At 48.9% G+C, this 21641-nt stretch carries 18 protein-coding genes and 5 tRNA genes; 9 read left to right on the top strand and 14 right to left on the bottom strand.

The genetic code is table 11. From position 1 onward, the window contains the following. Window positions 1–3 precede the first annotated feature (3 nt). The 3 genes from secF to serB all read left to right on the top strand — a co-directional run bounded on the left by secF (window position 4) and on the right by serB (window position 4732). Window positions 4–924, top strand: a complete 921-nt coding sequence (gene secF / locus XMA152_RS10690) for a protein translocase subunit SecF (RefSeq protein ID WP_173483593.1) — start codon at window positions 4–6, stop codon at window positions 922–924. 78 nt (window positions 925–1002) lie between these two features. Next, window positions 1003–3477, top strand: a complete 2475-nt coding sequence (rnr, locus tag XMA152_RS10685; protein WP_173483592.1) for a ribonuclease R — start codon at window positions 1003–1005, stop codon at window positions 3475–3477. Between the two features lie 43 nt (window positions 3478–3520). Next, a complete protein-coding gene (gene serB / locus XMA152_RS10680) occupies window positions 3521–4732 on the top strand; it encodes a phosphoserine phosphatase SerB (protein ID WP_173483591.1) in 1212 nt (403 codons plus the stop codon). Between the two features lie 215 nt (window positions 4733–4947). Here the strand turns inward: serB and XMA152_RS10675 are convergent. The 11 genes from XMA152_RS10675 to XMA152_RS10625 all read right to left on the bottom strand — a co-directional run bounded on the left by XMA152_RS10675 (window position 4948) and on the right by XMA152_RS10625 (window position 11271). After that, window positions 4948–5022, bottom strand: a tRNA-Gln gene (locus tag XMA152_RS10675). 4 nt (window positions 5023–5026) lie between these two features. Next, window positions 5027–5103 (bottom strand) — tRNA-Met (locus tag XMA152_RS10670). An 18-nt stretch (window positions 5104–5121) separates the two neighbouring features. Further along, a tRNA-Gln gene (locus tag XMA152_RS10665) sits at window positions 5122–5196 on the bottom strand. A gap of 3 nt (window positions 5197–5199) precedes the next feature. Beyond that, window positions 5200–5276: transfer RNA gene (locus XMA152_RS10660), tRNA-Met, on the bottom strand. A gap of 127 nt (window positions 5277–5403) precedes the next feature. Continuing rightward, complete coding sequence (gene ychF, locus XMA152_RS10655; RefSeq protein WP_173483590.1) at window positions 5404–6495, bottom strand: redox-regulated ATPase YchF; 1092 nt, start codon at window positions 6493–6495, stop codon at window positions 5404–5406. Window positions 6496–6504: 9 nt separating this feature from the next. Beyond that, entirely contained in the window at window positions 6505–7098 is a 594-nt protein-coding gene (gene pth, locus XMA152_RS10650; protein ID WP_173480639.1) for an aminoacyl-tRNA hydrolase, read from the bottom strand. Between the two features lie 21 nt (window positions 7099–7119). Then, window positions 7120–7710 carry a 50S ribosomal protein L25/general stress protein Ctc gene (locus XMA152_RS10645; RefSeq protein ID WP_173480640.1) on the bottom strand — a complete coding sequence of 197 codons (591 nt, stop codon included), beginning with the start codon at window positions 7708–7710 and terminating at the stop codon, window positions 7120–7122. A 111-nt stretch (window positions 7711–7821) separates the two neighbouring features. Then, window positions 7822–8763 carry a ribose-phosphate pyrophosphokinase gene (locus XMA152_RS10640; RefSeq protein ID WP_173480641.1) on the bottom strand — a complete coding sequence of 314 codons (942 nt, stop codon included), beginning with the start codon at window positions 8761–8763 and terminating at the stop codon, window positions 7822–7824. A gap of 72 nt (window positions 8764–8835) precedes the next feature. Next, a tRNA-Gln gene (locus XMA152_RS10635) sits at window positions 8836–8911 on the bottom strand. Between the two features lie 96 nt (window positions 8912–9007). Beyond that, window positions 9008–9580: a lipoprotein insertase outer membrane protein LolB gene (gene lolB, locus XMA152_RS10630; RefSeq protein ID WP_173483589.1), complete on the bottom strand. Its 573-nt coding sequence runs from the start codon at window positions 9578–9580 to the stop codon at window positions 9008–9010. Beyond that, window positions 9562–11271 (bottom strand): tetratricopeptide repeat protein, encoded by a 1710-nt coding sequence (locus XMA152_RS10625; RefSeq protein ID WP_173483588.1) that lies wholly within the window; start codon window positions 11269–11271, stop codon window positions 9562–9564. The genes lolB and XMA152_RS10625 overlap by 19 nt, the downstream gene beginning before the upstream one ends. 164 nt (window positions 11272–11435) lie before the next feature. Here XMA152_RS10625 and hemA point away from each other — a divergent pair, with 164 nt between their 5' ends. Genes hemA through XMA152_RS10605 form a run of 4 tightly spaced genes read left to right on the top strand, consistent with a single transcriptional unit; the run spans window position 11436 to window position 15373 of the window. Further along, on the top strand, window positions 11436–12701 hold the full coding sequence (gene hemA / locus XMA152_RS10620) for a glutamyl-tRNA reductase (protein WP_173480644.1): 1266 nt from the start codon (window positions 11436–11438) through the stop codon (window positions 12699–12701). 15 nt (window positions 12702–12716) lie between these two features. Further along, window positions 12717–13802, top strand: a complete 1086-nt coding sequence (gene prfA, locus XMA152_RS10615) for a peptide chain release factor 1 (protein ID WP_173483587.1) — start codon at window positions 12717–12719, stop codon at window positions 13800–13802. A gap of 3 nt (window positions 13803–13805) precedes the next feature. Continuing rightward, window positions 13806–14630, top strand: a complete 825-nt coding sequence (gene prmC, locus XMA152_RS10610; RefSeq protein WP_173480646.1) for a peptide chain release factor N(5)-glutamine methyltransferase — start codon at window positions 13806–13808, stop codon at window positions 14628–14630. After that, window positions 14630–15373: a molybdopterin-synthase adenylyltransferase MoeB gene (locus XMA152_RS10605; protein ID WP_173480647.1), complete on the top strand. Its 744-nt coding sequence runs from the start codon at window positions 14630–14632 to the stop codon at window positions 15371–15373. Before prmC ends, XMA152_RS10605 begins: the two co-directional genes overlap by 1 nt. A 13-nt stretch (window positions 15374–15386) precedes the next feature. Here XMA152_RS10605 and XMA152_RS10600 read toward each other — a convergent pair whose 3' ends face one another. The 3 genes from XMA152_RS10600 to XMA152_RS10590 are packed head-to-tail and all read right to left on the bottom strand — an operon-like array spanning window position 15387 to window position 18098. Further along, entirely contained in the window at window positions 15387–15968 is a 582-nt protein-coding gene (locus tag XMA152_RS10600; protein ID WP_173483586.1) for a hypothetical protein, read from the bottom strand. Continuing rightward, on the bottom strand, window positions 15958–16746 hold the full coding sequence (locus XMA152_RS10595; RefSeq protein ID WP_173483585.1) for a class III extradiol ring-cleavage dioxygenase: 789 nt from the start codon (window positions 16744–16746) through the stop codon (window positions 15958–15960). Before XMA152_RS10595 ends, XMA152_RS10600 begins: the two co-directional genes overlap by 11 nt. Next, the gene (locus XMA152_RS10590; protein WP_371740234.1) at window positions 16746–18098 is read right to left on the bottom strand and encodes a DEAD/DEAH box helicase; all 1353 of its coding nucleotides are present in this window, start codon (window positions 18096–18098) and stop codon (window positions 16746–16748) included. Before XMA152_RS10590 ends, XMA152_RS10595 begins: the two co-directional genes overlap by 1 nt. Window positions 18099–18280: 182 nt before the next feature. Between XMA152_RS10590 and XMA152_RS10585 the strand changes: the two genes are divergently transcribed. Together XMA152_RS10585 and XMA152_RS10580 are read left to right on the top strand one after the other, a co-directional pair. Beyond that, the gene (locus tag XMA152_RS10585) at window positions 18281–19009 is read left to right on the top strand and encodes a glutathione peroxidase (RefSeq protein WP_173483584.1); all 729 of its coding nucleotides are present in this window, start codon (window positions 18281–18283) and stop codon (window positions 19007–19009) included. 282 nt (window positions 19010–19291) lie between these two features. Next, window positions 19292–21641: cadherin repeat domain-containing protein (locus XMA152_RS10580; RefSeq protein WP_173483583.1), on the top strand; the 2350-nt coding region annotated here is incomplete at its 3' end.

Below are 21641 nucleotides of genomic sequence, written 5' to 3'. Positions count from 1 at the left end.
GAGATGTCAGAAGTTCACAAACTCTATAATTTCATGGGCCTGCGCAAGGCCTTTGGTATCTTCTCGATCGTTTTGATGATCGCATCAGTCGCGTCATTAGCGGTTAATGGTCTTCGCTTTGGTCTCGACTTCACAGGCGGTAGCTTGGTTGAAGTGGGCTATGAAGAGTCAGCGGATCTGAACCTTATTCGTCAGCAGCTGTCGACGGCGGGTTATGAAGATGCTGTCGTGCAAAACTTTGGGTCCAGTACTGATGTGTTAATCCGCTTGGGTGAGACGCACGACCCTAAGTTGGGTGACAAAGTAGTTGAGGCGCTAAAAGCCGATGGCTCTGCTGTCGAGTTGCGTCGTAACGAGTATGTCGGTGCACAGGTCGGTGAAGAGCTTCGCGAGCAGGGCGGCTTAGGCATGCTGCTGGCGCTCGCGATGATCATGGTCTACCTTGCTTTCCGTTTCCAATTTAAGTTCTCTCTTGGTGCTGTATTGGCTTTGGTTCACGACGTGACCATCGTGCTCGGCTTCTTCTCGATCATGCAGTTGGATTTCGATCTGACGGTTTTGGCTGCGGTGCTTGCGGTGATCGGTTACTCGTTGAACGATACGATCGTTGTCTATGACCGTATCCGTGAAAACTTCCGCATCATGCGTAAAGGTGGTCCAATTGAGATAATGAACAGCTCGCTGTCGCAGACGTTGAGCCGTACATTGGTGACCTCTTTAACCACGGCGCTCGTATTGGTTGCGCTGTTGGTCTTCGGTGGTGAGACCATCCGTGGCTTTGCGATTGCGCTGCTGGCGGGTGTTGTGATTGGTACCTACTCTTCAATCTATGTCGCAGCGAATCTGCTTTTGGCACTCAAGATTACGAAGGAGGATCTGATTCCTCCGCCTAAAGAAGAGTCAGAAATAGACGAAATGCCCTAAGGTTAAAGCCGGCTCTTGATGCCGGCTTTTTTATTTCAGGTTAATATGACTGAAACACTATTATGGATTGGATGATTAATGAGTAAACAGTGGCGCGATAACGACCCCAACGCACAGGAAGAGGCGGGTAAATACGACCGACCTGTGCCCAGTCGAGACTACATTATTGAGTTTCTTCGAAAGTGGGGGGCTCCTATAAGCCATGCGCACCTTTGTGCCGAGCTAAAGCTCAGTCATCCTGATGATATTGAAGCGGTGCGTCGCCGTTTGATCGCAATGTGCCGTGATGGGCAGTTGATATCGGATCGTCGCAATCAATTCGGTTTGATCGAGAAGATGGATCTGATTCCTGGTCGTGTCATTGGTCACCGAGATGGCTTTGGCTTTGTTAAGCCCGATGCGGGCGGTGATGATCTGTTTATCAGTGCTCGCCAGATGAAACAGCTATTCGATGGCGACCGCGTTCTCGTTCAAGAGATCGGCTCTGATCATCGAGGCCGACCTGAAGGTAAAGTTATCGAGCTGCTAGAACGCCCTTTGAAAAAGGTCGTGGGACGTTTTGATGGGGAGAATGGCTTCGGTTCACTGATTCCAGAGAACCAACGCATTACCAATCAGATTGTGGTGATGCCGGATCCTGATAAAGATCTTAAATACGAAGATGGTCAGCTGATTGTTGTTGAGTTGGTTCAACAACCGGATAAGCGCCACCCTGCGCGCGCTAAAGTGGTTGAAGTGCTGGGTGATCACTTGGCGCCGGGGATGGAGATTCAAGTTGCCATTCATAACCACGACATTCCCAATGAATGGAATGCCGGCGTTCATCAAGAGATCGGTGATTTAACACCGGAAGTTCGGGAAGAGGACAAGACCAATCGTGTCGATCTGCGTGATCTTCCGTTTGTTACGATTGATGGTGAAGATGCTCGCGATTTTGATGATGCTGTATACGCTGAGAAGAAGCGTATGGGTGGCTGGCGCCTATGGGTTGCAATTGCCGATGTCTCTTACTACGTTAAACCGAACAGCGAGCTGGATAAAGAGGCTGTTAAACGTGGTAACTCTGTCTACTTTCCAGAGTATGTTGTGCCGATGCTGCCTGAGCTGTTATCCAACGGACTCTGTTCACTTAACCCGAATGTTGATCGTTTGGCGATGGTCTGTAAGCTCAATATTAAACGAGACGGCTCTATCGGTGATGCGGAGTTTTTTGAAGGGATCATTAACTCAAAAGCCCGTCTGACCTACACCAAAGTTGGCGCCATGTTGGATCGTGATGATGATTCGGCTGACGCTGAGTTATGGCGTGATCAATACAAACAGGTGCTACCTCACCTGCAGACGCTTCATGGGTTGTTCCACCGACTTCGCGAAGCGCGCGATGATCGTGGAGCGATCGATTTCGACACCACCGAAACACGCATTGTCTTTAGTGATGAGCGTAAGATTCAGAACATAGTACCCGTGACACGTAATGATGCGCATAAGCTCATCGAAGAGTGTATGTTGGCTGCCAATGTGGCAACGGCTAAGTTCTTAGCGAAGCGTAAAAAGCCTGCTATTTACCGTATCCATGACGGCCCTAAAGAGCAGCGTCTGGAAAACCTACGTGCCTTTTTGGGGGAGTTGGGTCTGGCGCTGCCGGGTGGTGATTCACCGGAGCCTAAGGACTATCTAAAACTGGCGTCGGCGATCGAAAACCGCCCGGATCGACACATTATCCAAACCATGATGCTTCGCTCGATGCAGCAGGCCGTTTATAGCCCAGATAACCATGGTCACTTTGGTTTGGCGTATGAGGAGTACACTCACTTTACCTCACCGATTCGACGTTACCCTGATCTGCTTGTCCACCGCATGATTCGATCTGCGATTCACGAAGATAAGAAGATTAAAGGGGCAACTCGACCGGATGGTTTTGTTCGCAATCCTAGCTTTGTCATGAATTACAGTGCAGAGCAGATGCTGCAATTCGGTGAACACTGCTCGATGACTGAGCGTCGTGCCGATGAGGCGACTCGTGACGTGATCTCTTGGCTGAAGTGTGAGTACATGCAGAGCCAGATTGGTGAAGAGTTCACTGGCGTTGTCTCTGCGGTAACAGGCTTTGGTGTGTTTGTTGAGTTGGATGATTTGTTTGTCGATGGCTTGGTTCATATCACCAGCCTACCAAGTGATTATTACCAGTTCGAAGCGGGCAAGCAGCGTTTGATCGGCGAACGTACAAGACGCGTCTTTAAGCTAGGTGATCGATTAGGCGTGCGCGTTGCACAAGTCAATCTGGATGAACGCAAGATCGATTTCGAACTGCTCGATTCAGAGAAAAACAAACCGACAAAAAAACCATCAGTCCGAGAGCGTTTGGCCATGGGGCTGTTTGATCAGAAAGGTAAGAGCGGTGCTAAATCAGGTGCGCGCGGAAAGGGTTCAGGCTCTGGGCGTTCAAGCGGTGGTCGTTCAGGCGGCGGCTCTGGTGAAAAGTTTGGCGGTAAGACAGCCAGCAAAAGCCGTGGAGCAAAAAAGAGCGGCGCGTCTAAGCGCAAGCGCTCTTAACTGGGTATAATCGCATACAGCTTTCTTTGACTCGAGTAAGAGAATGAACGAACTGATTTTGTTGACCTTGTCTGGTTCCGATAAACCGGGCGTCACCGCGGGTATTACTACGATTTTGGCTAAATACGATGTTGAGGTTCTAGACATCGGTCAAGCAGTCATTCACAACACCCTATCCCTAGGTTTACTGTTAAAAGTACCTCATGAGGCTGAATCTTCACCGCTGCTGCGTGATCTGCTGTTCAAAGCGCACGAGATGAACATGGTGCCGCGCTTTGAACCGGTCACTCTAGAAGAGTACCAAAGCTGGGTCGGTGCACAGGGTAAGTCACGTCACATTATCACTCTGCTAGCACGACGCATTTCGGCTGAGCATATCGCCAAAGTGACTGAGGTGGCTGCGCGTTACGATCTTAATATCGACAACATCTCACGCCTATCTGGCCGTGTCTCAATTGATGAGGTTGAAGAGGAGAGCAGCAAGGCCTGTGTCGAGTTCTCTGTACGTGATATGTCTGCGGATGAAGCTGAAGTGCGAGCGACTCTGCTAACTTTGGCATCAGAGCTGGGTGTGGATATCGCCTTCCAGCGTGACGACATCTATCGTCGTAACCGCCGTCTGGTGGTGTTCGATATGGACTCGACACTGATTGAAGCTGAAGTCATCGATGAGTTGGCGAAAGAGGCTGGTGTCGGCGATCAGGTGTCAGAGATTACCGAAGCGGCTATGCGCGGTGAGATCGACTTCAATGAGAGCTTTAAGCGTCGTGTGGCTCTTCTGGAAGGGTTGGATGAGTCGGTCCTTGAAGGCATCGCTCAGCGCCTGAAAATGACCGAAGGTGCCGAACAGTTAATGTCACAGCTTAAACGCACTGGATATAAGACCGCGATCCTTTCGGGTGGCTTTACTTACTTTGCCAAGTTCCTGCAGAAGCGTTTAGGTTTTGATTACATTCACGCCAATGAGCTCGACATCCAAGATGGCAAAGTGACCGGTAAAGTGGTCGGTACGGTAGTCAATGGTGAGCGTAAAGCAGAACTGCTTCGTGAGATTGCCGCCAAAGAGGGTGTCTCTCTAGAACAGACTATCGCAGTAGGTGATGGTGCAAACGACCTGCCAATGCTCTCTATCGCGGGCTTAGGTATTGCCTTTAGAGCCAAACCTCTAGTGCGTGAGAATGCTAAACAGTCGATCAGCACTCTTGGCCTAGATGGTATTCTATACTTGATTGGTTTCCGCGATCGGGATGTGTGATTGAGCGTCTGAATCAATAAACCTCGCTTCGGCGAGGTTTTTTGTTGGAGCGTTCATAATTAAGTATCACAGAGTCAGCAAATCGCCTCATCTGCGATAAGGCTCCAACAATGCTAAAGTCATTAGTGTTTAGTTTTAACTGTTGGAGCGTCCTTGAAAAGGTCGCGATGGAAATATGAGATTGATGTGGTGATGAAGCAGTATTACTCAAAAAATGGCAGGGGTAGCAGGACTCGAACCTGCGCATGGGAGGATCAAAACCTCCTGCCTTACCACTTGGCTATACCCCTAGAATGGTGGCAATGACGGGATTCGAACCTGTGACCCACGCATTATGAATGCGTTGCTCTAACCAACTGAGCTACATTGCCATGCTTGAAAGACTTAGATGGCAGGGGTAGCAGGACTCGAACCTGCGCATGGGAGGATCAAAACCTCCTGCCTTACCACTTGGCTATACCCCTAGATGGTGGCAATGACGGGATTCGAACCTGTGACCCACGCATTATGAATGCGTTGCTCTAACCAACTGAGCTACATTGCCATCTTTCAAGGCCGCGAATTATTCCTTCTATAGGCTTCTATGTCAATAGAATCTAAGGGAAAAACCCAAATTCGGCCTGATAAAATTGTGAATCGATCAATCGCTGATCAATTCACAAATTTTCGTTTTAAACGTTGAAACGGAAGTGGATAACGTCGCCATCTTTGACGATGTAATCTTTACCTTCTAGGCGAGCTTTACCCGCCTCTTTAGCGCCTTTTTCACCTTTATATTCGATGAAATCATCGTAGCTGATCGTCTCAGCACGGATGAAGCCTTTTTCGAAATCGGTGTGGATGACGCCTGCAGCCTGGGGTGCAGTAGCACCGATCTTGACGGTCCAAGCGCGGACCTCTTTAACACCGGCTGTGAAGTAAGTTTGCAGACCCAGTAGCTGGTAACCTGCACGAATTACACGATCCAAGCCTGGCTCTTCCATACCCATGTCTTGTAGGAACTCAAGGCGTTCGTCATCTTCCAGTTCTGAGATTTCAGACTCTAGCTTGTTACAGATCGCAACGACTTCAGCGTTCTCATTAGCGGCAAATTCACGAACCGCATCTAGATGAGGGTTATCTTCAAAGCCCTCTTCAGAGACGTTAGCGATGTACATAGTCGGTTTAGTCGTTAGTAGGTGGAATCCCTTCGCTAGTTTCTGCTCGTCATCAGAGAGCTCTAGTGAGCGAACTGGCTGACCCTCTGATAGGTGAGGGATCAGTTTTTCCAGCAGGGCTTTCTGTGCCACTGCCTCTTTGTCACCGCCTTTAGCTGAACGTTGTACACGCTGCAGCTGCTTTTCACAGGACTCCAGATCCGACAGAGCCAACTCTAGGTTGATCGTCTCAATGTCTTCAAGTGGGTGGATACGGTTAGCGACGTGAATGACATTATCATCTTCGAAACAGCGAACCACGTGTGCAATGGCATCCGTTTCACGGATGTTAGCAAGGAATTTGTTACCAAGACCTTCGCCTTTTGAGGCGCCTGCTACCAAGCCTGCAATGTCCACAAACTCCATCGTGGTTGGCAGGATGCGCTCTGGGTTTACGATCTCCGCCAGTGCGTTTAGGCGTGGATCTGGCATAGGAACGATGCCTGAGTTCGGCTCGATGGTACAGAATGGGAAATTCTCTGCATCGATACCCGCTTTAGTAAGCGCGTTAAAGAGCGTTGATTTGCCGACGTTTGGTAGGCCGACGATGCCACATTTAAATCCCATGATACTGTCCTATTTCGCTGATGCGTTAAAACTGTGAAGTGTGTTCATTGCTTTGGCATGATCCCCTGAGACAATCATCGGGATGTATCTCAACGTTTCATCAATCGCCTGTTGGGTAGAGTTACGTTCAGCAATCGGTGCTTTGCGCAGTACAAATCCTGCAACCTGTTGAGCGCTGCCCGGATGTCCAATACCTAAACGGAGGCGGTAAAAATCTTTGTTATTGCCCATGCTGGCAATAATGTCACGCAAACCATTGTGTCCACCGTGACCGCCGCCTTTTTTTAGACGTGATACACCCGGTGGTAGATCTAGCTCATCGTGAGCGACCAAAATGGATTGAATGGGAATCTTAAAAAAGTTTGCAAGTGCTGCAACGGCTTTGCCTGACCGGTTCATAAAGGTCGTTGGGACCAATAGATGAACGGGTTGTCCGTTGATTAGGATCTTGCTGTAGAGCCCAAAGTAGTTTTTGTTGGGCTGAAGAGGTGAACTGTGTTGAGCAGCGAGCTGCTCAACCAGTTCTGCACCAGCGTTATGGCGTGTTTCGTGATACTCAGCACCTGGGTTGCCTAGTCCGACAATGAGGCTGATACCTTCCATAAGCTGGCACGTATTAGGCTATTAGCCTGCTACTTTAGCACCGCGTGGTGAGTAACAGTAACCGATGCCTTGGTCGTGGTCTTCGCCGCGACGCAGAGCAACGATTTCAACACCTTCTGGCAGAGCGATGTCTGAAAGGTGAGCAATCTGACCAGTCTGGATCTGAGAAAGGTCACAAGAGACTGACTCAGGAAGGTCTTTAGCTAGACAAGTTACTTCTACAACAGCTGTTTCTGCAGCGAATTTAGCAGATGCTTTAGCAGCCGCTGATTTTTCGAAGTTAACGAACTGAAGTGGAACGCGGATCTTAATGCGCTGGTTGTCATCGATGCGCTGGAAGTCAGCGTGAAGAACAACAGGCTTCGCAGGGTGGCGCTGTAGATCTTTGATGATTACAACTGTCTTAGTACCGTCTAGGTCTAGCGCGATTGGCGATGAGTAGAACGCATCGTTTTGTAGTGCTTTACTTAGTTCGTTTGCGCTTAGGCTGATGCTCTGTGGCTCAGCTGAACCGTAAACGATTGCTGGTACTTGGCCAGCGCGACGCAGGCGGCGGCTCGCACCTTTCCCCTGATCTTCGCGGGCAGTTACATTTAGAGTGAAGTTAGACATTTTATATACCTATATAAATTTAAAAACTGCAGGGACCCGCGACCAGATCTCTACAGCTTTGTTTGCCCCGAAGGGCGTTTAGTGAGCCGAAGCTCTTAAAATCAGCTGTTCTTAACGGAACATCGCGCTGATTGATTCTTCGTTGCAGACACGGCGTACCGCTTCTGCCAACATGGGTGCCAGTGAAAGTTGGCGAATTTTGCTACAGCCTTTCGCGGCTTCGCTTAGTGGGATGCTGTCAGTAACAACCATCTCATCAAGCTGAGAATTTGCAATGTTATCAATGGCTGGGCCAGAGAAAACCGGGTGTGTGATGTAAGAGACAACGCGTTTCGCGCCTTTCTCTTTCAATGCAGCTGCTGCTTTACACAGTGTGCCTGCTGTATCACACATGTCATCAACAAGAATACAAGTACGACCTTCAACGTCGCCGATGAGGTTCATAACCTGTGATTCATTCGCACGCTCACGACGCTTATCGATGATCGCAAGATCCGTATCAAGCTGTTTGGCGACTGCGCGAGCACGAACAACACCACCGATGTCTGGTGATACAACCACAACATCGTCATAGTTCTGGTCGTTAATGTCGTCTAGAAGAACAGGTGAACCGTAGACGTTATCAACAGGGATATCGAAGAAACCCTGGATCTGGTCTGCGTGCAGGTCTACTGTCAAAACGCGGTCAACGCCTACGTTGGTTAGCATGGTCGCCACAACTTTAGCGCTAATCGGTACACGTGCTGAACGTGGACGACGATCTTGGCGGGCGTAACCGAAGTAAGGAATTACCGCTGTGATACGTGTTGCTGACGCACGACGGATAGCATCAATGAAGACCATAAGCTCCATTAGGTTGTCGTTTGTCGGTGCGCAGGTCGACTGCACGATGAAAACGTCTTTACCGCGAACGTTCTCTTGAATCTCTACACTTACTTCACCATCGCTGAAGCGGGATACTGTCGCTTGGCCAAGATCCAAATCTAGGCGCTCTGCTACACGTTCTGCCAATGCTGGGTTTGCATTGCCAGTAAATACCATCATCTTAGACACGTCGTAGTCCTGCTCTTTGTCAAAAGAAATGTATGATGAAGTCGTTTGTTGAGGATCTGTCATCGTAATAAATGGCAGGGGTAGCAGGACTCGAACCTACGAATGCTGGAATCAGAATCCAGTGCCTTACCAACTTGGCTATACCCCTAGCGCTCTCCAGTGGTTTCCCACTAAATTTAAGAGGCGCATATTTTAAATTAGAGGCGCTATAAATCAACCCCTGTTGACTGTTTTTTACACAGAATCAGTGTGGGAATTGCCAGTCAGAGATGATTAAGGTGACATCCAGTTGGGTGTGGCTCATTTTAAGCTTGCGAGGTGCTGTCTTGCCGCTGCTAAGAGTCGTCTGTGCGAGCGTGCTAATCTGCCAGTCGTTTTGCAGAAATTGCCCAGGCTCTTTTGCAACGAAGGGTTGTCTTGGATCGGGTCTGCCTTGAATCCAGTAGAGGGCATGATTTACTGGAAGTTGCCAGCCCAATAACTCCTGCATCAAGGCTTCGGCTGAATCTGCTACGTAGCTCTGTTGATCGTCCGTTTCGAGCTTTGCAAAACGATCATTGCCGGTCAGTCTCATGACCTGGCGGCCAAAGGGGTCGATCAGCGCTAGGTCAAACGTCTGTTGGTTTTGGGTCCAGTTAAAGCGGGCGCTTTCGCTGATCTGATCTCCGCGTACACCGAGTTTTCCGCTCACACTAAAGGAGAAGTGAACGGGTTCAGTCAGCGGTTGCACAGGAATAGGTTTAGGTTTTGTTATGCACCCGCTTAGGTACGCGATTGAGCTGATCAGCATAAAAAGTTTTACAAGCTGTTTAGCCACTGCTCGGCCTCAAGGGTATGACGGTTTTCAGGGTGATCTTGAAGCAGAGTGTCCAGTAATGTCTTGGCTTCGTCAATCCGTTCCAATTTGGCCAGCACCTGAATGTAGTGTTTAGCGACCTCTGGGTCGGGAAAGGCTTTAAAGGCTTGTTCGATGTAGATCAGAGCTTCTTGATAGTTATTTGATAGATAAAACGCCCACCCCATAGAGTCGATGACTGCTGGATCGTCCGGGGTTGACTGGTAAGCCTCTTTAATCAGGTTAAATGCCCTCTCAAAATCGTCTGAATAGAGCAGCATTGAGTAGCCTAGAGCATTCTTAAGGCTTGGGTTCTCTTCATCCAATGAGAGTGCTAGTTCAAGGTTGATCAGCATCTGCTCAGGATCGATCGGTTCAAAAGCGATCGCTTTCGCATAAATGAGCGAGTTGGCTTGTGGAACAATTTTTAGCTGTTCGTCGATCAGATCGATCGCCTCTTGGTTGCGTTGTTGATCGAGTAACCATTCGGCGGCGATGCGGGTCAAAGGCTCTATACGTTCTGGATCTTGTTTGATGAGCGTCGTTAGGCGCACCTCTAACTCACTGCTAGATGTTGCTGGATCAATGAGCTCTAAGGTTCTTGCAAAAGCGTTTAGTAGATTGTCACCTGATTTAACCTTGCCGTAAGCGTTCAGAGCCGCTTCGGTGTTGCCACGCTGTTGCTCGATGGCTCCTTTGTAGAGGTAGATATCGCTGTTCTCTGGATCCATGGCAATCAGGCGGTCTATCCAACGCTCAGCCGGGTCGAGCAATTCGTTTTCCAGCAGTAGCAGTGCGTAGTAGTAGATCAGTTGTGGATCTTCATTACTCTCGTTGATGGCCGACTCAACTAGGTTAGGGACTTGATCTGGGCTCTCTATTAGAAGCAGTCGAATTTGGAAAGCCTGAAGCTCTCTGTGGTCTGTATGCTCTATTAGTGCAGGCTGCATGAGATCCAGTGCGCGTGGGATCTCTTCAAGGTCGATGCCAATGATGCGTGCCTTATCCAAAGTTAGATCGGCATTATTAGGATCAATGGTCAGCCCCTGATCAAGTAGATCAATGGCCTTGTTGGGTTGCTGAAGTGAGCGTTGGATGCGCGCTTGAAGCAGAATATTGGGTAGCTTTTGTTGTTGCTCTGGCCCTAGATGCTGAAGGAGATCGAACAGTGCATTGAGTTCCGTGGGTTGTAAGGTTGCACGGTGGCTTTCGATCAGGCCATAAGTCTCAGCACTAAATTCGGAACGGCTTGCTAGGAGCTCCAACGCTTGATCGATTTTGCCCTCTTGAAAGTAGAGGTTAAGCAAAATTTGAAAGGGTAAGGCTTTGTTTGGATCGAGCGTTTGCCATAGTGTTGCCGACTGCTCGACAAGCTCTGCATCACGCATGAATTGTGAAATGCGAGTAGCGCGTTCAGCCAGTTCAGGGCTTTGCGAGAGTTGTGCTTGCTTGTAAAAAAGTGCTTGGGATTGAGCAAAGTCCCGATTCTGACCATAGAGCTCAGCGCTGATCAAATCTAGCAAAGACTCTTGGTTAAGTTCGCCCGGTGTATAGATGGTAGTCGAGTCGGCGCTTTTAAGTTCTGCCTGCTCTGAAGGGCTGTTTGGTTTTGTAGGAGTACAACCCGCTAGAAGAGCCGAAAGGGCCAATGCACTGAATAATGTCGATCTCAAATCTCAACTCCTAGGTTACCAATCTCATCACTATAGAAAACCGATCGGGTGTTGTCATGTGTATAAGCTGCAAAACAGAACAAAAACAGTGGTCTAGGTCTTATTAGACTAGTCTTTACCGTGTATTATTAGCGACCTGTAATATTTAGGTACAAAAGGGATTCATGTCTTTACTCGCTTTAGGGATTAACCATAAAACCGCTCCGGTTGAGATCAGGGAGCGTGTCTCCTTTGCGCCCGAGTCTTTGGTTGACGCTGTAAAGCAAGCCTGTGAAGAGGCCGCACTTGAAGAGGTGGCGATACTCTCTACCTGTAACCGTACTGAGTTGTACTGCCGTTTAGAGGGTGATGGATCAGATCAGTTGCTCAACTGGTTGGCTAGCTATCACCAGGTCGATAAGTCACAACTCGCCAACTGTATCTATGAGCACTGGGATTTAGGTGCTGCACGTCACATGATGCGTGTCGCATCGGGTTTGGACTCCTTAGTGTTGGGCGAACCTCAAATCCTTGGGCAGTTGAAAGACTCATACTCTGTTTCGCAAGAGGCGGGACGAGCGCATGCAGAGTTAGGTCGACTCTTTAGACAGACTTTTTCTGTGGCCAAACAGGTTCGAACCGAGACCAGTATTGGACAGAACCCAGTCTCTGTTGCCTATGCGTCGGTCAGCTTGGCGCAGCACATTTTTGCCGATTTGGCGGATAGCCGAGCGCTACTGATTGGTGCCGGTGAAACCATCGAGCTGGTGGCTCGACACCTGAAAAATGCTGGAATCAAATCGATTACCATCGCGAACCGAACGCTATCACGTGCTCTGGCATTGGCTGATGAGGTAGATGGTAAAGCGGTTGAGTTTGCCTCTATCCCTGATGAGCTTCCTAACGCGGATATCGTGATTACCTCTACGGCATCGCAGTTGCCTATTTTGGGTAAAGGCAGTGTTGAGCGTGCGCTCAAGGTTCGTCGTCACCGTCCTATGTTTATGGTGGATATTGCCGTTCCTCGTGACATTGAAGCCGAGGTGGGCGATCTTGAGGATGTCTACCTCTACACCGTTGATGACCTGACGGAGGTGATCGAAGAGAATCAGCGCTCACGACAGGAGGCCGCGCAAGAGGCTGAGGCGATCATTGAGCAGGGTGCAGAACTTTTCATGCGTCAATTGCGTGAGTTGGATGCCGTCGATACATTGACTGCTCTTCGACAGCAGCAGATGAGCATAGCCGATGAAGAGCTAGAGAAGGCGCTATCGCAACTGCAAAATGGTAAGTCACCTGAAGAGGTGCTAAAGCGTTTAGCGAATGGTTTAACCAACAAGTTTTTACACGAGCCTAGTGTGCAGTTGCGCAAAGCGTCTGCCGAGGGTCGTGACGATCTGCAGCGATCGGTTCAAGAGCTGTTTCAACTCAATCCGCAATCGAAAGATTAGCGTCGGAAATTAAAGATGAAAGAATCCATACGTCAGCGACTGGAGTCGTTGGTTGATCGTTTTGAAGAGCTGTCGGCTCTGCTGAGCGATCCGAGTGTTATTAGCAATCAAGATCAGTTCCGTGATTACTCACGTGAATATTCGGACCTAGAGCCGATCGTCGCCACCTTTAACCAGTGGAATCAGGCGAAAGAGGATCAAGAGACCGCGCTTCTGATGATGGAAGAGGACGACGCTGATCTAAAAGAGATGGCGCAAGAGGAGTTCAAAGAGGCTAAAGCCCTAGAAGAGCAACTTGATGCTGATCTGCAAATTTTGATGCTGCCGAAAGACCCTAATGATGGTCGTAACGTCTTTCTTGAAATTCGAGCGGGAACCGGTGGTGATGAGGCGGCTATTTTTGCCGGTGATCTGTTTCGAATGTACTCACGCTATGCCGAGAAGATCGGTTGGCGGGTAGAGGTCATCAGTGCGAATGAAGGTGAGCACGGCGGTTACAAAGAGATTATCACTCGTGTTATCGGCGATGCCGTTTACTCTCGACTGAAGTTCGAATCGGGTGCGCACCGTGTACAACGTGTGCCTGAAACCGAATCCCAGGGACGCATTCATACTTCGGCCTGTACCGTTGCGGTAATGCCTGAGATGGATGAGTCGGCCGAAATCGATATCAATAAAGCGGACCTGCGAGTTGATACCTTCCGTGCATCCGGTGCCGGTGGTCAGCACGTCAACAAAACAGACTCCGCAATTCGTATTACGCACATCCCAACAGGTGTAGTGGTTGAGTGTCAGGAGGAGCGTTCGCAGCACAAAAACCGTGCTAAAGCGATGGCGCTGCTCGCCTCACGTCTGCAGCAGGCAGAGATCGATAAGGTGCAAGCGGAACAGGCCAGCGCCCGTAAAAGCTTGGTTGGATCGGGCGATCGTTCAGAACGTATTCGTACCTACAACTACCCTCAGGGACGTCTGAGCGATCACCGTATCAACCTGACCCTCTACAAGCTAAATGAGGTGATGCAGGGTGATATGGATGAGGTTCTCAATACGCTAATGCAGGAGTATCAGGCAGAGCAGCTAACGGCGCTGTCTGACGATTAATTGATGCGCATCGACGAGGCCCTAGCGAAATCGGCAGAGCTGAAATCAGACTCTGCTCGCGTCGATGTAGAACATCTACTCTGCTTTGTCCTTCAAAAAGACCCCAGTTATCTTAGAACTTGGCCGGAAAAAGAGCTGACAGCAGAGCAGCTTAGCCAGTTTGATTCACTCCTAGTTAAACGGTCACAGGGCACTCCTGTCGCTCACTTAACGGGACGTCGTGGCTTCTGGTCGTTTGATCTAGAGGTCAATCAACACACGTTAATTCCTCGTCCTGATACCGAAACCTTGGTTGAGTGGGCCCTTGAGTTGCCTCTCAATTCGAAAGCATCTGCAGTCGACCTAGGTACAGGAACGGGTGCTATCGCCATCGCGTTGGCGCTGGAAAACCCTGCATGGCAAGTGAGTGCTGTGGAGTTCGTTGCAGAGGCCGCTGAGTTGGCAAGACGAAACGCAGTTCGTTTAGGCGCCTCTAATTTAACGGTGCTATCCGGTTCTTGGTTTGAACCTTTGGCCGGTCAGTACGATTTAATCGTTTCAAATCCACCCTATATTGATCCTAAAGATACTCATTTAGAGCAGGGTGATGTCCGCTTTGAACCCCTAACGGCATTGACTGCCGAGGATGAAGGGCTAGCCGATCTCTTCTATATTATTGAGATAGCTCCAGCCTATTTGAAGGGTGATGGCTGGTTGCTACTAGAGCATGGCTATGATCAAGCGGAGCAGGTGGCCAATAAACTTAAACAGGTTGGATTTGAACAGGTTGAAACACGGCAAGATTATGGGGGTAATCCCAGAATTACCGGTGGTTGTTGGAGAGTCTGATGTTAAATGATGAACAGTTATTGCAATACAGCCGACACCTTCTGTTGCCGGAAGTCGACGCGGCCGGTCAAGAGGCTTGGTTAAACGCCAAAGTGTTGATCGTTGGCTTGGGTGGATTAGGCAGCCCAGTTGCACTCTATTTGGCTTCGGCAGGTGTGGGTGAGTTGGTACTGGCTGATGATGATCGAGTCGAGCTAAGCAACCTTCAGCGTCAGGTGATCCATACGCATCAACGATTGGGTGAGTTTAAAGTAGAGTCGGCCCAAGCGCAGATTGCTGAGATCAATCCCAATACCCAGGCCAGCGTGATCACTGATCGATTAGATGGTGAGTTGTTGCAACGCACCGTCAGCAGTGTGGATCTGGTCGTTGATTGTACCGATAACTTCCAAACCCGCCATGCACTGAATCGAGCCTGTTTTGAGGCCGGTAAGCCGCTGGTCTCAGGTGCTGCGATTCGTTTTGAAGGGCAGGTCAGTGTTTATGATCCTCGCCACCCTGAAACACCTTGCTATCAGTGCCTCTATCCTGCGGATGCCAATGTTGATCAAAACTGTTCAACCTCTGGCGTGTTTGCGCCTCTTGTTGGTATGGTCGGTACGATTCAAGCAGCGGAAGCACTCAAAGTGTTGGCTAGCATCGGCGAGGTTTTAGAAGGGCGGTTGCTGCTTATTGATGCCAAGACGATGCAATTTCAAACGTTGAAGTTATCTAAGCGAGCAACTTGTGAGGTCTGTGGTTAAATCTTAGTGGGATTTAAAGCCAACTGTCTCTCAATGTTTTGTCAGCTACAATGCGGCTGGCGTAGCTTTGAAAGGTTTCAGAGGCTTCTGTTAACTGTTGCTCGTTCAGTCTGACACCGGACTCAATCAAAAACTTCATCAGCTCTCTATCTTCATTTTTAATTGCGAACACAATCGCTTCAGTCGCACCGTTGAGGTCACAGCCATGTTGTGACACTAGGCTGAGCAGGGCCATTCGATCACTCTCCCTATTGTTTACAATAAACCTACTCAGCTGATTGATTTGCTGGTTGGAGATGCGATTTAACCCCTCTCTTAGTAACACTCTTAGGGTCTTGATCGGCTGTTCAGTGGTGCAGGCTAATAGCCCGTAATTGAGCAATTTTTCAGTATCAGAGATCTGCAGCTTCTGCAGAAGTGACTCTAGATAGTCAGGTGCGGACTCGTGAATCGCCGCTTCAATGAGCTGTGTGGATGCAGCTGATAGATCAGCAGGGTCGACTCTGTTTAGGATCTCCCTAAAGCCTTTGAGATCCTCTTTGAGAAGAGCCTTTTTGAGTTTATCGATGTTTGATTTAAACAACTTACTCAGCATTGATGCCAAACATCCAAGAGTCCATGGCGATAGCGCTGTGTCGGACTTCGTCGTTCATATGTTTCAGATTGACCCACTCATCACCGGCCGCACCCAGTGCAAAGTAGAGCGGGATAAGGTGTTCATCAGTGGGGTGGGCGGCTTGTGCATAAGGGGCCACTGAACGGTAGTTCAGTAGAGTGGCCAGTTCACGTTTTTCCAGTCGAGTTTTTAGCCAGTCGGTAAACATGCTTACGTACTCAGGCTGCCCAGGTTGGCGAACATCTCTTAGATTGTGGGTTGTGCTGCCGGATCCAATGACGAGCACTCCCTCTTGTCTTAAGGAACGCAGTGCATACCCCATCTTGTAGAGTGATTCAGGCGTGCTCGTTCTTGGCATCGAGAGTGCTACAACCGGAACATCTGCGTCTGGATAGAGATGTCTAAGCGGGGCCCAGACTCCGTGATCTAAGCCGCGTTGTGCATCCAACTCCACTTCATAACCGGCAAAGGTGAGTAGTGACTGGGCATAAATCGCCAACTCTAAATCCCCTTTGGCAGGGTATTGAATGGCAAACAGCTCATCAGGGAAACCGTAAAAGTCATGAATGGTTTCAGGCTGGAGTGATGAGGTCAGTTTAATCCCGCCAGTAAACCAGTGTGGCGACATGATGAGTATCGCCTTGGGTTGCGGGTATTTTGCTAGCTCATCAAGGCGCTGCTGTTCAGATTCCCCGAACACTAATGCATCAAGCGGTGAGCCGTGGCTCAAATAGAAAGAGGGTAGTGCTTGTTTCATCAGTCGTTTGGATCCAGTCCCGTTGTCTTACGGCGCATCATTGGTGCATTGCCATCGCCTAATGCAGCAGCTGCTGGTTGACGACGCTTGCCGATATCCTTCTTATCGCGAGCGCGCTGTTTAACCTTAGGCTTATCGCTGCTCTTACGTTTATCAGACTCTTTGCGCTTTTTAGTACCCGCTGCACGGCCGTTCTTACGAACTTTTTCAGGTCCCTTGTAGTGACCTTTCAGTCCCGCAATGGATCGCATCTCAAACGTCACCTTAAGGTAGCGCTGGATGGTCGCGGATAGGTTCCACTCGTTCGACATGATCAGGTTGATGGCCAAACCTTTGCGTCCCTGTCGACCACTGCGGCCGATACGGTGAACGTACTCGTCACCCTTACGCGCCATATCAAAGTTGATGACGAGGTCGACACCTTCAATGTCCAATCCACGTGCAGCAACATCGGTTGCGATTAGGTGGTTGATGCGGCCATCTCTGAATAGCTGGAGAATACGTTTACGTTCCGGCTGCTCCATCTCGCCATGAAGAATGCCGATGCGACGACCTTCACGTTGTAATTTAGTACCAAGCTGCTCTGCAAAGGCACGGGTATTACAGAAGATAATCCCTTTCTCATGCTCTTCGTTATCTAGCAGCCAAAGTAGTATCTTCTCTTTGTGACCAGGGTGATCAGCTAGGATCATCTGCTGTGTGATCGTCTCAACAGCATCTTGTGCAGTCGCTAGCTGCAATCGAACCGGCTTTTTGAGACCAACATTGATCAGGCTTTGAAGTTTGCTGTGGTTGAGCGTTGCAGAGAGCAGTAGCGTCTGACGCTCTGTAGGGCAGGCATCAATAATAAAGCTCATCTCATCTTTAAAGCCCATGTCGAGCATGCGATCGGCTTCATCAAGAACAAGGTACTCAAGATCATCAAAATCGAGGGTGTTGCGCTCAAGGTGCTCTTTCAAGCGACCTGGTGTGCCCACTAAAATTTCTGGGTTTTTACGTAGGCGAGCAACCTGGTTTGACCAGTTTTCACCGCCACATACGCTCTGAACCTGAATTTGTGTGAATGCCGCTAGCTCGGCGCACATATTTTCGACCTGTTCAGCCAACTCTCGTGTAGGGGTCAGAATCAGTCCGCGTGTGCCCGAGCGAGGTTTAGGCGTATCGAGCAGCTTTTGTAGCAGTGGCACAACAAAAGCGAGTGTTTTACCGCTGCCTGTTTCTGCACCAACCAGAAGGTCTTTACCTTCTAACGCGACAGGGATGCTCTCCTGTTGCACTGGGGTGGGTTGAGTAATGCCCATTTGGTCGATCGCTTTTAAGATACGATCACTGATATCGAGTTCGCTAAACACGCAAAGTTCCTACATAAATGAATGGCGCGATTCTATCAGATTAGGCAACAGGGCTCTCTATTTATTGTTGCTATAGGTTTTAATTATGGAGTGGTTAGTTTTAATTAATTTTATTAAAGGCACTGTTTCTCATATTCTAAATCTATCGAAACGAACGAGCTTTACATAAAAGGAGTCAAGCCATGATGAATCGAGAAGGACAAACAGTCCCACAGGTTACATTTCCAATTCGTGACAATAACGAATGGGCTAAAGTCACAACAGATGATCTTTTCATGGGTAAAACGGTCATTGTGTTTGCATTACCAGGTGCATTTACACCGACCTGTTCAAGCACCCATTTGCCTCGCTATAACGAATTGGCTCCTGTCTTCGCCAAAGAGGGTGTGGATAGCATCATCTGCCTATCAGTGAATGATCCATTTGTGATGGATGCCTGGGCTGGTGATCAGGGTGCAGAGAATATCTACATGCTTCCTGATGGTAATGGCGAGTTTACCGACGGCATGGGTATGTTGGTTGATAAAGCGGATCTTGGCTTTGGTAAGCGCAGCTGGCGCTACTCGATGCTGGTTAAAGATGGCATCATTGAGAAGATGTTCATCGAACCGGATGTGCCAGGTGACCCATTCCAAGTGTCCGATGCCGACACAATGTTGAACTACATCAACGCCAATGCGGAGCAGCCTAAACGCGTCACTGTGTTTACCAAACCAGGATGCCCGCACTGTACGCGTGCTAAGAAAGCATTGAGTGAGGCTGGTTTCAGCTACGAAGAGATCAACCTAGGTGCGAAAGGACTAAGTTACTCGACACTAGCCGCTGTAACTGGTCAGGGAACAACACCGCAGGTATTCATTGATGGTCAGCGAGTCGGTGGAGCTGACGATCTAGAGGCTTGGTTGAAGTGATTTTACTTCTTATTCAAGTGTATTATTAAGGACATAATTTTTAGTTTCTATACCTGTAAACCTAGATTTAGTCGCTGATCTTTTATTAAATGCTTTTCTGTGTACTTGGTTTTTTTTTTGTGTTAATTAGTAATACTAATGGCTTATAAAGACTTGAGAAGTTAACTTGATGAATATCAATATATTATCTAATCTTGAGTTCGAATTTCGGTAAATTACTGACTTTAAATCAAAAAAAGCAATAAAAGATCAATTCATTATAACTTTATAGGGTTCTAGGAAATGAGCAGCGGTAGTAACAAAACTCCAAACAAGTCTTCTTACAGTGAGCAAACAGTGTTGGAGGCTACTGTAAAGCTCTCTTTGGATGAGCAGGACTTGGATGGCATTAATGAGCTGCAATCAATTGTTGAACTAGATCAGTCTGATTTGCTTGAGACTGCAGGCGAAGCTTCGGAAGAGTCTTATTCCAATGGTCCGAAAGAAACATCGAATCATCGGCAAGCAAAATTCGTATTAGACGAAGAATCTGAAGAAATTTTATCCGAGCTTGAGATGCTGGATGGCTCAGAAGTGCCGTTAGAATATGTGGCATCAACCGATTCTGCAGCTCCGTCTGAGACGGTTGACAACCATAATGAGGGTGTATCTGAATCCGAAGCAGTTGAAGAAGTTCAGGATGTCTCCTCATCTGCTGAATCAGCCTCCCTAAGTTCTATGAGTTCTCTGGGTTTGATTGGCCTGGGCGCTGTTGCTCTTGGTGTGGCTGGTGGTTCGAGCGCTGCTGCTTCAGCCATAGGTTTTTCAGTATCAGGTTCAATTCTACTGGGTACTGTTACAGATGCTTCGGGATTAGAATTAAAAGCCTACAAATCTGATGGTACCGAGCTGGCTGGTACCGGTACGGTTAACAACGACGGTACCTACACCTTTGAAGCGACTGAGAATTACACTGGTCCAATGCTCTTGAGCCTTGTGGACACAGGAAACTCAGCGCAGTATGTTGATGAGGCGACGGGTGCTACAACTACAGGTCTTACAACCGACCTTCGTGTGGTGGTTAACTCAACGGGCGGTTCTGTCACCGCTGCGATTACTCCGCTTACAGAGCTTGCTGCTCGTGAGTTGCTGGACGATACGGGTGGTGATGCGGGTACGGCGTCAGTTAACCTTGCGTCTGTGACCGCCGATCAGGTCAACACAGTAAACAGTGCGGTCGCGAGCGCTTTTGGTCTTGACGACATTGTGTCTGTAGTACCGGTGACTATTGATGACCCGGACTACGATGCGGCTGGTGACGGCGCAAATACGGCCGAAGAGGCCTATGGTCAGATTCTTGCTGCAATCTCTGGTTTGGAGGCGTCATCGGGTGGCGATACTGGTGATGTTCTGAACCAGCTGGCAGCTGCGCTGGATACATCATCTGCTACGGGTGAGCTTGATCAGACTGCAATAGAAGCTCTTGAAGAAGAGCTTGTGGCTATTTCCAATAACGTCCACCTTGCTAGCGGCTCTACAGGTTTTGCAGCGAAGGCGGATTCTACCGTAGTAGATAAGTTGGCCGGTGCTGTTTTCAATCTTGCTTTAAGCACAGATCAGTCCGGTGCTGCAGGCGATGATGGTGACTTTGTTGTTCAGATTGGCGCTGCCACGCTAACGGCTGAACTGGATGCTGCTCTCACCTTAGGTGTTCAGTCGCTTTGGCTGTCCAAAGATGGCGGCACAACTTGGGTTGATGTTACATCGGATCTGTCTGGGGTTAATCTCTCTACCTCGGTTGCTCTAACGGGTGCCGGAAAACTCAAGTTGGCAATTGCGGATGACGTCACTCTAGCGGGTGAAGACTTTGATGGAGCTTTGGGTCTTGTTGGAAAAGTAACGACTCAGAGTTACGTGGTTGATGCGGATGTGCCTGTCTTTACTTCGGGTCAGAGTTTGGATTTCGCTGAGAACGGTACCGCTGCTGTTGTGCAGGTTCAGTCGACTGATGCTACGTCTGTGACCTACTCTCTGTCAGGTGATGATTCTGCCAAGTTTACGATCGATAAAAACTCGGGCGCAATTAAGTTTGTTAGTGCTCCAGACTTTGAAACTGAAGCGGATCAAGACGCCGGCAACGATTATGAACTGACGATCACGGCGACTGACCGTGCGGGTAATAGTTCGAATCTTAGCATTACAGTTAACGTCACAAACGTTAATGAGGCTCCTGATCTTAATAGCGGCGCTGCAGTCTCGGTTGCTGAAAACGAGCAATCTGTCGGATACATCGCCGCGGCGACCGATGTCGATGCAGCTGATACGCTGGTCTACTCATTGACGGGCGCAGACGCAGACCTTTTCTCCATTGATGAGGTTTCGGGTGTCATTACGTTCGTGTCGACTAATGGTGCTGATTTTGAGGCGGTAGGGAGCGCTGATGGCGATAACGTCTACGATCTGAACGTTGTTGTTACAGATGAAGGTGGTTTGACTGATACGCAGGCACTTGCGGTTACAGTCACAGACGTAAACGAAGCGCCAGAGATAACCAGTGCGACATCAGTGGAAGTCGCTGAGAATACTCAGGCTGTTGGCTACACAGCTACATCGTCTGATGTTGATGCTAATGATACGCGCACTTACTCCTTAG

This window comes from Marinobacterium sp. xm-a-152, from assembly GCF_013282965.1.
In the GTDB taxonomy this organism is placed as follows: domain Bacteria; phylum Pseudomonadota; class Gammaproteobacteria; order Pseudomonadales; family Balneatricaceae; genus Marinobacterium_E.
The sequence above is the reverse complement of the archived record's forward strand: the minus strand, read 5'-3'. Positions and strand labels throughout refer to the sequence as shown.

What these genes read in the sequence shown, in the direction of transcription:
- rnr (WP_173483592.1), top strand. Translation starts at nt 1,003, where the DNA reads ATGAGTAAACAGTGGCGCGATAACGACCCCAACGCACAGGAAGAGGCG.
- pth (WP_173480639.1), bottom strand. Translation starts at nt 7,098, where the DNA reads ATGGAAGGTATCAGCCTCATTGTCGGACTAGGCAACCCAGGTGCTGAG.
- prfA (WP_173483587.1), top strand. Translation starts at nt 12,717, where the DNA reads ATGAAAGAATCCATACGTCAGCGACTGGAGTCGTTGGTTGATCGTTTT.
- XMA152_RS10595 (WP_173483585.1), bottom strand. Translation starts at nt 16,746, where the DNA reads ATGAAACAAGCACTACCCTCTTTCTATTTGAGCCACGGCTCACCGCTT.
- XMA152_RS10645 (WP_173480640.1), bottom strand. Translation starts at nt 7,710, where the DNA reads ATGTCTAACTTCACTCTAAATGTAACTGCCCGCGAAGATCAGGGGAAA.
- XMA152_RS10600 (WP_173483586.1), bottom strand. Translation starts at nt 15,968, where the DNA reads ATGCTGAGTAAGTTGTTTAAATCAAACATCGATAAACTCAAAAAGGCT.
- prmC (WP_173480646.1), top strand. Translation starts at nt 13,806, where the DNA reads ATGCGCATCGACGAGGCCCTAGCGAAATCGGCAGAGCTGAAATCAGAC.
- XMA152_RS10605 (WP_173480647.1), top strand. Translation starts at nt 14,630, where the DNA reads ATGTTAAATGATGAACAGTTATTGCAATACAGCCGACACCTTCTGTTG.
- XMA152_RS10585 (WP_173483584.1), top strand. Translation starts at nt 18,281, where the DNA reads ATGATGAATCGAGAAGGACAAACAGTCCCACAGGTTACATTTCCAATT.
- hemA (WP_173480644.1), top strand. Translation starts at nt 11,436, where the DNA reads ATGTCTTTACTCGCTTTAGGGATTAACCATAAAACCGCTCCGGTTGAG.
- ychF (WP_173483590.1), bottom strand. Translation starts at nt 6,495, where the DNA reads ATGGGATTTAAATGTGGCATCGTCGGCCTACCAAACGTCGGCAAATCA.
- serB (WP_173483591.1), top strand. Translation starts at nt 3,521, where the DNA reads ATGAACGAACTGATTTTGTTGACCTTGTCTGGTTCCGATAAACCGGGC.
- secF (WP_173483593.1), top strand. Translation starts at nt 4, where the DNA reads ATGTCAGAAGTTCACAAACTCTATAATTTCATGGGCCTGCGCAAGGCC.